General features: G+C 45.3%; 9 protein-coding genes. 6 read left to right on the top strand and 3 right to left on the bottom strand.

The annotated features are described in order from the left end of the window. The first annotated feature begins 262 nt into the window (after positions 1-262). The 4 genes from E0E36_RS08445 (at position 263) to E0E36_RS08460 (ending at position 8,552) form a co-directional block, all read left to right on the top strand. Entirely contained in the window at positions 263-3,745 is a 3,483-nt protein-coding gene (locus E0E36_RS08445) for a SusC/RagA family TonB-linked outer membrane protein (protein WP_130855585.1), read from the top strand. 190 nt (positions 3,746-3,935) lie between these two features. Further along, positions 3,936-4,202 carry a hypothetical protein gene (locus E0E36_RS08450; RefSeq protein ID WP_130855586.1) on the top strand — a complete coding sequence of 89 codons (267 nt, stop codon included), beginning with the start codon at positions 3,936-3,938 and terminating at the stop codon, positions 4,200-4,202. A gap of 245 nt (positions 4,203-4,447) precedes the next feature. After that, a complete protein-coding gene (dinB, locus tag E0E36_RS08455) occupies positions 4,448-5,614 on the top strand; it encodes a DNA polymerase IV (RefSeq protein WP_130855587.1) in 1,167 nt (388 codons plus the stop codon). Between the two features lies 1 nt (position 5,615). Next, complete coding sequence (locus tag E0E36_RS08460; RefSeq protein ID WP_130855588.1) at positions 5,616-8,552, top strand: DNA polymerase III subunit alpha; 2,937 nt, start codon at positions 5,616-5,618, stop codon at positions 8,550-8,552. Between the two features lie 172 nt (positions 8,553-8,724). On the opposite strand, the gene E0E36_RS08465 is transcribed toward E0E36_RS08460, so the two are convergent. The 3 genes from E0E36_RS08465 to E0E36_RS27700 form a co-directional block, all read right to left on the bottom strand. Then, positions 8,725-9,552: an SOS response-associated peptidase gene (locus E0E36_RS08465; RefSeq protein WP_130855589.1), complete on the bottom strand. Its 828-nt coding sequence runs from the start codon at positions 9,550-9,552 to the stop codon at positions 8,725-8,727. Positions 9,553-9,556: 4 nt separating this feature from the next. Continuing rightward, the gene (locus E0E36_RS08470) at positions 9,557-9,802 is read right to left on the bottom strand and encodes a hypothetical protein (protein WP_130855590.1); all 246 of its coding nucleotides are present in this window, start codon (positions 9,800-9,802) and stop codon (positions 9,557-9,559) included. 334 nt (positions 9,803-10,136) lie between these two features. Continuing rightward, positions 10,137-10,307, bottom strand: coding sequence for a hypothetical protein (locus E0E36_RS27700; RefSeq protein WP_165446947.1), 171 nt, complete (start codon positions 10,305-10,307; stop codon positions 10,137-10,139). A 796-nt stretch (positions 10,308-11,103) separates the two neighbouring features. Here E0E36_RS27700 and E0E36_RS08475 point away from each other — a divergent pair. After that, positions 11,104-12,246 carry a DUF262 domain-containing protein gene (locus E0E36_RS08475; RefSeq protein ID WP_130855591.1) on the top strand — a complete coding sequence of 381 codons (1,143 nt, stop codon included), beginning with the start codon at positions 11,104-11,106 and terminating at the stop codon, positions 12,244-12,246. A gap of 1 nt (position 12,247) precedes the next feature. Further along, positions 12,248-13,390 (top strand): AAA family ATPase, encoded by a 1,143-nt coding sequence (locus E0E36_RS08480; RefSeq protein ID WP_130855592.1) that lies wholly within the window; start codon positions 12,248-12,250, stop codon positions 13,388-13,390. The last annotated feature ends 2 nt before the right edge of the window (positions 13,391-13,392 follow it).

Here is a 13,392-nt window from a genome sequence, read left to right on the forward strand (position 1 = left end):
GTGGCGGCTAACAATTTAAAGACTGTTTATGATATTCCCTTTTTGCCTGGGAGCTATATGGAACTTTTTGGGGGACTTTAACTTTGAGAAATTACCGGATTTGCCGGTAGCGCCGCTGCCCGGACTTCCGATCTGATCTTTGCCGTAGGATGCCCCTGCAGTCCGGAAAGTGACAATTTTGTCCTTGAAAATCCCACTAGACCGTTAGGACGTATATATCTATACGGCCACATAAAACTTTCCACTAAAGACCCCTGGTTTTATGGTTTATCGACGATTGGTTCCCCTCATCTGCCTGCTCGTCTGTACCACCGGCTTGGTACAGGCACAATCCATATATCAATACCGTCAAGTAACTTCTAAGAATGAAGCAATACGCCTGAAAGATTTTTTTGAATTGATCAGACAGCAAACGGGTGCCGTCCCCTTGTTTAACGACTCTCAGCTCAATGCCGATGAATTGATCAGTGTCGATTTTTACCAGGAACCCTTGGAAAATGTGCTGGCAGAACTATTTTCTAGGAGAGGGATGACATGGACCTTTCGTGACGAAACATATATTGTCAAAAAAATACCCAATTGGCCGGGCGGCAGACTCATTACTTGCATCCAAGAGAATATGCGGTTGGCAGACTTTTTCACCACTGTTTGGTATCAAACCAAAATGCAGGCTTTTTACAATGATGAGCAATTGAGTAGCGACGAGCGGGTATCGGTAAAATTTGAAAAGGTGCCACTGGAAAAAGTTTTGGGAACCATTCTCAAAGACAGAGAGCTCACATGGTATTACCGGGAAGAAACCTTCGTAATAGTACCAAGGAAAAAGCGAAAAGTAAATGAAAGTCTCTTGGAACTTGAGCGTAGAAAAATTGTCGGCACCGTAGTGGATGACGAGGGGACGCCAATCGAAGGGGCGGTGGTGATGGAAAAACAGGGACCACAAGGTACCTATACCGAAAAAGACGGCCGATTTGTTCTGGCCGGTATTCCATCGGGTTCACATCTGCTGGCACGAAAATCCGGCTATAAAACCCGCGAGCTCTCCAAGTATCCGGATACGCTTTTCGTACGCTTAGAAGAACAGATTGCGGCATTAAAAGAGGTCAAGGTTAAGGGATGGCTAAAGAGGTTACTAACAGGATCAGCCAGTACCGTTCAGGCGGATGAAATTGCCATGCAGCCGAGTTCCAATGTGCTCAGTGCCTTACAGGGGCGTGTGCCCGGACTGTTTTTAAGCCAGACTACCGGTTTGCCCGGCGGTGGCTTCCGCATCAGATTACGCGGAAGAAACAGCATAGATTCCGATAGCGATCCTTTAATTGTTATCGATGGCATCCCCTTTGCGCCGGCCTCTTTCAATGAGAACCTGCTTAACCTGGTCGGTAGCGGATCTGGCTTGGGTGCCAATGTGGCGGCAAGTCCATTGAACCTGCTACCCATTCAAGATATTGCGAGCGTTGATATTCTTAGAGATGCGGACGCAACCGCCCTTTATGGGGCTCGCGGGGCAAACGGTGTTATCCTGATTACCAGCAAGACACCGGAAAAGGGGACGAACCGTTTGAACCTGAATTATTATACCGGTGTGGGGAAGGTCAGTAAAACGATCCGCTACCTGAATACGACGGAATATCTTCAGATGCGTCGGGAAGCGCTGACCAATGATGACGCGACCGCAGGAGCTACTGACTTTGATCTAGTCCGTTGGGACACGACCAGGTATACGGACTGGCAGAAAGAGCTGATCGGTGGCGTTTCACATATCCGCAATGCGAGTCTGGAACTGACGGGCGGAAATGAACTGGCAGTATATCGGGTCAGCGGGATGTTTCGTGAGGAGGGTACGGTGTATACTACAGATGATTTCAATTACAGGAAAGGCGGGGGAAGGGTGCAACTCAATCTGACCACGCCTGATAAAAAATTAAAGTTCAACCTTTCCGGCAGTTATATGGCAGACCGTAACCGCTTGCCGCAGACCGATCTGACCATCCTTTCCAATACTTCGCCGAATTCGCCGGAACCCTATGTGAACGGCCGGCTAAACTTCGCTGACAGCACCTTTGATAATCCATTTGGATACCTGATGCGGGTGTATACGGGGAAATCCGAATTAAAGTCTGCCCAGGCGGTGCTTAATTTGCAACCCCTAAGCTCCCTGTTTTTAAAGGCCACATTTGGAATCAACGATATGAAAAATACGGACGTGCAGGTGAATCCGGTTTCTTCCTTCAATCCAAATAAAGGCTTTAAGTCAAGTTTTTCCAATTTCTCCAATAGTCAATTCCGCAATTGGATGGTAGATATGAGTTTTGACTGGAAACGGAGCAATGAGAAACATTATCTGCACTTGATTGGCGGTTTAAGGCTTCAGGAGGAAGGACAGGACTTATCCAATTTTTATGGGTCAGGCTTTCCTGATGATGCGAGTTTGAATAATATGGCAGCTGCAGATAGCCTGGCCACTACGAAGCGAGCCTATACCAACTTTCGGAATGAGGCTTTATATACGCGGTTGGAGTACAGGTACAAAGGGAAATACCTGTTGAGCTTAACCGGAAGTAGGGATCGTTCCACCCGACTAAGCCCCGGCAAGCAATATGCTAATTTCGGCGCCATAGGCGCGGGATGGGTGTTTACGAGGGAAGCATGGCTTAGACCGAACAAGGTTCTTAGCTTCGGAAAACTTCGGGCGAGTGTTGGATGGACAGGGAATGATCGATATCGTAGAGATGTGAAGCATGATACTTACATACCTTGGCCGGCCAATGGATGGGATGGTGAATTGAATAGCGAGGGGCGACCGACGATCACATGGGAAAAATTGAAAAAGCGGGAAATTGCTCTTGAACTGGGATTGGCGGAGGATCGGATCATGGTTACAGTGAACCATTATAAGAATGTCAGTAGCAACCAGCTGCTATCGGGTATGCAGGATTCCTTGTATTTTCCCATCAACTGGAATGCAAAAGTGGAGAATAAAGGATGGGAAGTTGATATCGAAGCATCCATATTTAAGAGGAACCGCTTTGGTTGGACGGCGACGCTCAATCTCAGTTTTCCACGAAATAGTTTGCTTTCCTTTGACCTACTGAAGGATTTTAACTATCAGAATTATTATCAGGAGGGCATGTCCTTGGACATGGTAAAAGGTTTTAAGGTAACCGGAGTTAATCCCCAAACCGGTGTTTATCAATTCGCCGACCCCGATAAAAACGGAGTGGGTCTGGAAGATTTTCACTATGGCAATGCGCTTGGGCCCGTGCTTTATGGAGGCATGCAGCACAACCTTATCTATGATCGTTTTGAGTTGAACGTGCTGTTTCGCTTTGTACGGCAGCGGAATTTCAATTATCAATTTTCCTGGCAAGCGGCGCCGGGAGGCATGGCAAACCAGCCTGCCACGGTTTTGCAACGGTGGCAAAAGGAAGGAGACATCACCGACTGGCAGAAATTTACGGCTTCTCTAAGCTCGGAGGCGCGCGCTGCTTATATGATGGCGCTTACCAGTGATCGCCAGGTTATGGATGCCAATTATCTTCGGTTACAGTCACTTATGTTCGCCTATCATCTTCCATCGAAAATATTGGAACGGATTAAAATAAAAAGCAGTAAATTGTATATGCAGGGATTGAACCTGTTTACGATAACAAAGTATCCGGGAAGGGACCCGGAAACCACCGCTGCTGCGGAAGTTTATCCTTCCCTGCGGATTATCACCGCTGGCATTCAGGTAACCTTCTGACCGGTATAAAAGAATCTATTGGTGCATGTAAGCTGAACGCTCATCCTTCGCACTTTCACAAGCTACTCCTACACGCTACTCCTTCACCAGGAAACAAGTTTTTCGGTGTTTACCGACAATTCTGCAATGCGTTGTTATTGCATAGATAATCCTATAGGATCTGTTTTATTCACTATTAAATTTAAAATGTATGAGAAAGTCAATGTTCAAATCTGCAGTCATCGTTGCTTCAGCGCTCCTGATGGTAGTCATTGGAAAAGCAAGGGAAAAAAGCCGGGGCGAAAACAATCGAAGAGTTTCTGCTTGGTACAAGACGACCGGCTCCTCAGCCTGCGGAGGACCGGAGCTCGCACCGGGTAATTGCGTTGGTTGGAACACAGGCATAGTTTGCACTGTTTCCGGCAGAACATGGTACAGCGATGCCAACTGTGTGGCTGTTATGTATCGACTTCCTTAATCCAATCACGGGAGGGCAGGGTGAATACCCGCCCTCCTGATTACAATGCCCTCCCAATTCAGTCGATTTTAGTCTACAGCCTACTCCTGACTACGACTAGCCATTCTGTATGTGCGTCCACCTTGGTAAACTATCTTGATAAATAACCTTTTGTTTACCAGTCCTTTAATTTTATAGCTAAAAATATTAGTATTTTTAAGCTAAAAATATTAGTAGCTTTGTTCCGGTACTTTGGTGAAAAATATATGGAACAGCGAACAATCGTCCATTGCGATCTGGATACATTTTTTGTATCCGTGGAACGGCTGCTGAACAGCAGTCTGGTGGGAAAGCCGGTTTTAATCGGCGGTAGCTCTGACCGGGGGGTAGTGGCTTCCTGCAGTTACGAAGCCCGGCGATTTGGCGTCCATTCTGCTATGCCGATGCGGCTGGCGCGCCAGCTCTGTCCCGAAGCGATTTTGGTCCGTGGAGACCATGACTTATACTCTAAATATTCCAACATTGTCACTGAAATAATCGAAGGGGAGGTGCCCCTGGTGGAAAAGGCGTCAATCGATGAGCATTATCTTGACATGACGGGCATGGATCGGTTTTTCGGAACATGGAAGCTTACCCGGCAGCTGCGTTCCCGTATCATCCGCGAAACAGGACTGCCAATTTCCTTCGGGCTGTCGATCAACAAAACTGTCAGCAAGATCGCTACCGGGGAAGCCAAGCCCTGCGGCGAGCGAAAGGTTGATGACGGAACGGAGAAACTTTTCCTGGCCCCACTTTCCATCCGTAAGATACCCGGTATAGGGGAGAAAACCTATCCGTTGTTGCGCAATATGGGCATTTCGAAAATCCACACGCTCCAGCAAATGGAAGTGCGCACGATGGAGCGGGTACTGGGAGAAAACGGCGTCAATATCTGGAAGAAGGCCAACGGCATTGACACCAGTCCGGTCGTGCCCTTCCACGAGCAAAAGAGCATGAGCAAAGAGACAACCTTTATGCAGGATACAATTGACATGGATATCCTGAAAAAGACGATGCTTTCCATGGTTGATGAACTGGCCTTTGATCTACGGAAGGATAATAAGCTTACTTCCTGCATTACGTTAAAGATACGGTACAGCAATTTTGACACGCATACGATGCAGACCAAGGTTCCCTTTACGGCGTCTGAAAGGGTTATATCGGAAAAAGTGATGGCGCTCTTCAAGAAGCTCTACAGCCGCCGGATGCTGATACGCCTCATCGGTGTGAAATTCAGCAACCTGATTACCGGCTGCTACCAGGCTGACCTGTTCGACGACAGCTTGGAGGACCTTAATCTGTCCCTTGCTATGGATAAGATCCGGCTCCGGTATGGTACGGCCGCGATTATGAGGGGATTTGCACTGCCGGAAATAGAGAAAGTGGAGGTGTAGGATGTTGCTCAATGTACATAGCTTTTTCAGCTTAAGGTATGGTACCCTGAGCCTGGAGCAGATCATTGAGGGTATGCTGTTATCCGGTTACGATACGGCTGTACTCACCGATATTAACAATTCCTCTGCCTGTCTTGACTTTATTAAAAAGTGTCGGGAGGCCGGATTGAACGGCCTTGCTGGCATGGAGTTTCGCAATGGCGATCAGTTGCTCTATATCGGAATCGCCAGGAACGAGCATGGATTCCGCGAACTCAATGAGCTGATAACGAAAGCAAACCGGGAGGAATGCAAGCTGCCCGTTGAAGCACCGGCTTTCAATCAGGTATTCGTTATCTACCCTTACGGAGCCATCGATGTGAAAGGGTTGCGCGAAAATGAATACATCGGTATCCGACCTCCGGAGCTGAATAAAATCGTCTTGGAGCCTCTCGCCAACCAGGAACGTTATGTGATCCTGCAGACGGTATCTTTCCGGAGGGACGACTATAAGCTCCACACACAGCTCAGGGCCATCAGCCATAACCTCCTCATCTCGCAGTTGGAACCCGGCCAGGTGGGGCGCCGGGACGAGGTGTTTCTTACGAAAGTCCAGCTGCTGAACGCCTACAAAAATTTTCCACTGCTGATCCGCAACACCAATAAGCTGCTGAGCCAGTGCTCCATCGATTTCGACTTTAAAAAGATCAAGAATAAGGAAACCTTTACCGGCAATAAATACGACGACAAGCAACTGTTGCATAAATATGCCATGGACGGCTTTTTGCGTCGCTATGGTACCGGGGATAAAATTGCTCGGGAACGCGTCATCAAAGAACTGGACATCATAGATAACCTGAACTTTTCCAGTTACTTTCTTATTACCGATGACATCTGCAGGTATGCCCGTAGCCGGGACTTTCATTACGTGGGACGGGGTAGCGGCGCCAACTCAGTCGTAGCTTACTGCCTGGGTATTACTGATGTCTGCCCGATAGAGCTCAATCTTTATTTTGAACGCTTCCTGAACCCCAAACGCCAAAGCCCGCCCGACTTCGATGTGGACTTTTCCTGGAACGAGCGTGATGAGATGTATGACTATATCTTCCATCGCTACCAGAGCGGTCACACGGCACTTATGGGTGCTATGAGTACGTTCAGGGACCGTTCAATAATCCGTGAGCTGGGTAAGGTCTATGGCCTTCCCAAAGGGGAGATTGATCGCATGGTAAACGAACCGGATAGTGTGCTGAACAAGAATGAGGTGACCAATATGATCCTGTCGGTCTATAACCAGCTCGTTGACTTCCCCAATCAGCGCACAATTCACGCATCCGGCGTGCTGATTTCGGAAAAACCATTGACCTGTTATTCCGCGCTGGACTATCCGCCCAAAGGCTTGCCAACGATGCAGTTTGATATGTATGTGGCGGAAGATATCGGCTTTGAAAAATTTGATATCCTCTCTCAGCGAGGTATCGGTCATATCAAGGACTGCCGCGAGATCATCCGTCTGAACCGAGGGGAGGTTGTCGATACATCCAATCCCAGGCGTTTTTTCAAAGACCCCAAAATTGCGGAGCTACTGCGCTCTGCCAATACCATCGGCTGCTTTTATATCGAATCACCTGCCATGCGGCAGCTCATCACGAAGCTGCAATGTGATAACTACCTGACGCTGGTGGCGGCCAGTTCGATCATACGCCCCGGCGTTGCCAGCAGCGGTATGATGCGTACCTATATTGAGCGTCACCGGAACCCCGAAAAAGTACAGTATCTCCATCCCGCCTTTAAGCAGGAGTTGGAAGACACCTATGGTGTTATGGTGTACCAGGAGGATGTCATGAAGATCGGTCATCGTTTCGGAGGGCTGGACCTGGCAGACGCCGACGTCCTGCGGCGCATGATGAGCGGAAAATACCGGAACAAAAATCACCTGGCAGAAATCGAAGATAAATTCTTTGCGCATTGCAAGGCAAAAGGTTATCCCCAAGAGATATCACGCGAGGTTTGGCGCCAGATGGAATCCTTTGCCGGTTATTCATTCAATAAGGCGCATTCCGCCTCGTTTGCTGTTGAAAGCTACCAGAGCCTCTTTTTGAAAACCTATTATCCCATCGAGTTCATGGTAGCCGTACTGAACAACTACGGCGGCTTTTATAGCCGGCTGGTTTATGTCAATGAGGCTAAAAAAGCGGGTGGCAACATCAACCTTCCCTGCATTAATAACAGCCAGTTCCGGACTTCGGTGCATGGGAAAGAGATCTACCTGGGCTTCGACTGTATTTTGAACCTGGAAGGCAAACTGGCGCAACGGATTCCCGAGGAGCGGCAGGCGCGCGGCGCGTACCTGGGATTGGAAAATTTTGTGATGCGCACGGGAGCCGCATTGGAGCAGCTCATTATCCTGATCCGCTCCGGAGCCCTCCGCTTTACAGGGATGGGCAAGAAGGAACTCCTATGGGAAGCGCACCTGTTGCTGTCGGACAAGCGGAAAGAAAACGGCCACGTACCGCTTTTCGACAATCTGACGGCAAAACCGGTGCTTCCGCAGCTGGAGAGCCACTACCTGGAAGACCTGTATGACGAAATCCAGCTTTTCGGGTTTTGCGTTTCCGGAAGGGTCTTTGATATCGCCAAATCCGATTACCGGGGCAACGTTACTGCGCGGGAACTGAATGATAGGGAAGGACAGATAGTAAGGATTGTAGGCGAGCTGGTGACCACCAAAAACGTGCCTACCAAAAACGGTACGCTGATGAAATTCGGAACGTTTCTGGATGTGAACGGTGATTTTTTCGACACGGTTCATTTTGCGCCCTCACTTCGCAAATATCCTTTATATAGCGCCGGACTTTACCTCATTGAGGGAAGAGTGGTCTTGGAGTTCGGCTGTCCGGGCATTGAGGTTTCAAAATGTGGACGTATGCCCATGAAGCCTGATCCAAGGAGCGAATAAAAACCGTGGAGTGGTGAGCAAAATATCTTTTTGGCGTTTTGAAAGTTTTTTGGGACGGCAGCATCTAGGTCCTTAGGCCATCGTGCGACGCAGACTTCGCCAAATTCGGTTAAGCACAAATAAAAGTGAAATTAAAAAGGCGGTCAACCGACCGCCCCATAACTATGTCGAGTTAAACTTCGTAAACCAGTTCCGGTACTTCGGCATAAACAAAGGCCTTTCCCGGTGTACCAGTGCTTTTGAATTCTTTCTCCACCGTATAGGCTTGCATCTCTGAGGCACTGATCTGATGGGTTGCAAGTTCGATGATACGCTCTTCGGAAAGATCCCCCATCATCCATTCCCAAGCAAGTTCGTCAGGCAATATAGTCGGCATCCGGTTTTTGCTGTTATGGATCTGTTTCATGATCGCATTGGCTTCGGTCGTAACCAGTGCCACGGTATGGACAGTTTCGCCTGTATCCTTATCTGTCCAATTCTGCCAAACGGCTGCGATAAAGAAGTATGCCTTGTCTTTCAGTCCAATGTGGTAAGGATATTTATTGGGTGTCTTGAGGGGCTCCCCTGTACGCTTATTGAGCGGGTAGATATGGCGCCACTCATAAAACTCAGATGACAAAATCAGGCAGCGGCGTTCAAGCGCCGCTTTTCGGAACATTTTTTCCCGCCCCGTCTTTTCATCGATCATCAGGAGCTCTTCTCCCTTTGCGTTCAATGTCGTGTAGGCTTGATGCCATTTGCCGGATGCGTCCTTATAACCGAAGCGCATTTTCTTTACCTCTTCCCGGTTTGGGATATACGAGGGGATGAAGCCCCATTCCATTTGGACGATATCAAAATTACATTTATCAGCTGTCGGTTTTATGACAGCGATATTTCCGTACGAAAAGCCGTCATGCAGCTCCTGATCCAGAAAGTCATAATCCATCACCGCTTTTTCCAGGTTCATCAACCTAATGTACTCCTCACGGCTCACTTTTTGTCCATTATAATAACACATAATATTATCCTCCCTTTAAATGTGCTTCAATTATTTTGCCAATCGCTTCAGCCTCTTTCAGCCGGCCCTGTGGAATACTCGTCCAGGAGCGTCCCTTAGCAGTTGAAGCCCTTGTAATGGTTAGCGCGTCCCGTCCGTCATCAAAGACGATGCGGTAGACCTGTTGATCCTGAATGGTCAGCTCCCGAACCATCAGGCGTACGCCCTGATACACAAGGCTGAATTTCTCATTGCCTAATAGATTTCCCATTTTTTGACGCAAGAGATAGTGATATTTCTATTGGATTAATTTAAATTTTTTTTATGAAAAATCAAAATTTACCGAGATTTTGCAGTTTTACATCATGCAGCTGGTGTTGAATTGACGATATTCCGTGGGAGTGATGATAATTGTTACCTTATTTTCCTAACGTGAAAACTCATGAATGAAGTTGGCTGCATCGATCGTATTAACCGTTACTCTTTGGATTCTGTACTAGATTTGCGTTATTAGGCTGGGAGGGTTGCATCACAATATAGTTGCATCACAATATAAATAATATGCCAACACTGAAAATGCCGAAACAACCAGAATCACTAGCATGTTAAATGGGGTTACCATTAAGCCAATGAGGGTGTTTCCAAACCAACGCGCCTAAAATCAAATTCAATGTCCCTTCATCTTCATTCACTTTTTCCAACAGATTCTTTTTTGAATAATCCTTGCCGTCATGCAATGCTAGGAGTACTTTGCCTTTTACCTGATTTGGATTCATTGTTCAATTATTATATATTTTTTTAGCTGTGCAGCTTTTGCTTAATATATAAGAAGCTCAAAGTGAGGTAATTTTACCTTCGCAAAAGCTAATCGCACGAAATAAAGTGACACACTATATAAACGTGTTATTGTAAGGAAAAGTACTATTTGCAAAAGGCTGAATAAAGAAATTTGCAGGTCGCACATACACGAGGTATAAGAATTGGGGAAATGCAGGACTACCATTAGGAGTAGACCATATGGAGCCTCCGCAAACAACACTCTTTTAATAACTCGGTTTTCCAGAATGGAAGACAGTAGAAGGCTAAATTTCTATTTGCCTTCTACTGGAAACTATTTTGCTCTGTATGAGATTTTCGGGCTACTTTGGATAGAGTTTTAAGAGAGAAATATAAAAGTGCTATAGGGTAAAAGTGAAGAATTCAGAATTTACTAGGTATTCCCCGCTCGTTAATTTAAAAATGGCCGCCCCCCAGCGCATGTGAATTTGTAAATGTGACTAGAAGCCGCTATAAGCTTACCCGTGAAGTGAATCGCGACAATTGCAGTATATAACTGAAATTTTATATTCTATAATGAGTTAAACTCAAAACTATCGCATTTTAAAGTAATGTTGAATAGAAAGCATTAACCGCGGGACGGAAAATCTTTCAGTCTTCCTTTTAAGCATACTCAAAGGTGGAACTATTTTTTTACATTTACATGGATTTACCTAGCGTGGACTTTTTCAGCAATACCAAGTAGGGTAAAATGGAAAGCAAATCATAAAAGTAGTAAGATTCAATAAGAGCGAAATGACAACTGACGACATCTTGAATGATGAAAATTTAATTGAAGTCACGGACGAAAGTACGGTGCCGATCCAGGTTCCTTTTGATCCAAACTTGATCCGCATCCGTCGCGATCCTTTCACACTGGGTGAGCTTATTGATAAAATTGCTCATAATGAAGTTAATTTTTTTACCTTATTTCAAAGGAAAAGTGATCTCTGGAGCGAGGGACAACAAAGTCGTTTAATTGAATCTGTCTTATTGAGGCTTCCACTTCCTGCATTTTATTTCGACGAAGTTACCTTTGAGTCTAACGACATGTTCAGTTCAAAGGTTGTGTGGCAAGTTATCGATGGTTTGCAACGCTGCAGTGCATTAAAGAACTTCGCTGTGGATAAAAAAATGAAGTTGTCAAATCTTGAATTTCTTCATCAGTTTAATGAATATGGATATGACGATCTACCAAGGGACTTGCAGCGAAGAATATCTCAAACGCCGATTACGGTTTATGTTGTGGAAAAAGGAACTCCGGATGTTGTAAAATTCAATATTTTTAAACGGATTAATACAGAAGGTCTTCTTTTAAAACCCCAGGAAATTAGGCATGCCCTGAACCAGGGAACACCGGCAAAATTTGTTGAGGAATTGGCTGAGTTGGATGAATTCAAAAGGGCAACCCAATATTCTATCAAATCTAATAGAATGGAGGACCGAGATTTTACTACCAGGTTCGTTTCCTTTTATTTAATTCCGTTTACTGATTACGAGCCCGATCTTGATAGTTTTATGACGAAAGGTATGAGCTCCATCAATGGAAAATCTATTAATGAATTAACGCAAATCAAGCAGGACTTTATTGCAGCAATGGAAACCGCTATATTCATTTTTGGGGATGATGCGTTCCGTAAACGGCAGCATATAGATGATCGGCGAAAACCTATAAATAAAGCTTTATTCGAAGTTCTCAGTGTTTCATTCGCTAAGCTTTCGGACGATAAGCGCAATAAGTTAAAGAATGTTGCAGATGTTTTTAAGAGAAAATTTATTGAACTTAATAACGATAACAGATTTTTTTATGCCCTTTCGTCGGGAACGGGACACAAAGACAATGTAAAGACAAGATTTACTGAGATCTCGCGAATTATAAAAGAAACAATAGACTACTAAAATGCTCTCGGAAATTTTCATAAAGAATTTTAAGGCGCATAGTAATACCCGTCTTGAACTGAGGAATCTTAATATTTTAACGGGTATTAATGGCGTTGGAAAATCATCAGTATTCCAATCCCTGTTGTTGTTAAGGCAATCATTTGAGAACAACGTACTTACGGCTGGTCTCCAGCTTAACAAACCACTATGTGATATCGGGTTTATCGGTGATGCTCTCTATCAATATGCGGATGATGATATAATTGGCTTTACCTTAACATCGGATAAGCTTGGTGAGCTTAAATGGGAATTTAAACCTGCTGATAATAAGCATAATAAAAATTTCATTCCTCATATTACACAGCCTCAGCAAGATTATAGTATAGAAAGTATTTTTAATGAGAACTTCCAATATTTAAGTGCTGCTAGATTGTCGCCTAGAGAAACTTATCCGCTGGACTCCTATGCAGTTGAAATTAAAAAACAGTTGTCCATCATAAAAGGGCAAGGTGAGCTCGCTGTGCATTTTCTATATCATTACGGTGTTGAGAATAAACAAGGGCTGAGATTCCCCAATCTCAAAAACCCGAATTCAGAATTTGATGATTTATTAAGCCAGACCACAGCTTGGGAAAGAGAAATAAGCCCCGGTGTTCAAGTTGTACCCGTACCTAACGGGAAATCATTTACCTTGCTTTATAAATTTGAGCGGAAGAATGATTTTTCGACTACAAATGAATTTACTGCAGAAAACGTTGGCTTTGGTTTAAGTTATGCATTGCCAATTATTGTAGCCGTTCTGAGTGCCGAACAAGGCTCGCTGCTCTTAATTGAGAATCCGGAAGCCCATTTGCATCCAAAAGGGCAGGCAAAAATGGCAGAGCTTTTGGCACTAGCAGCACATAATGGAATTCAGATAATTCTTGAAACACATAGCGACCATATCATCAATGGGATTTTGGTCGCTTGCAAGAAGTTTGAGTCAGGCAGTTCCGGTATTAATAGGGAGGATGTTAAAATTCATCATTTCTACCGTGACGAAGAAAAGCATAATGCGTTGACGCAAACAATTAATATTTTAGCAGGCGGAAGGCTTGATAACCAACCTAAAGATTTTTTTGACCAGTCGGACAAAGATTTAAAAATTCTATTGGGATTTTAAAA

This window comes from Olivibacter jilunii, from assembly GCF_900607235.1.
Classification (GTDB): domain Bacteria; phylum Bacteroidota; class Bacteroidia; order Sphingobacteriales; family Sphingobacteriaceae; genus Olivibacter; species Olivibacter oleidegradans.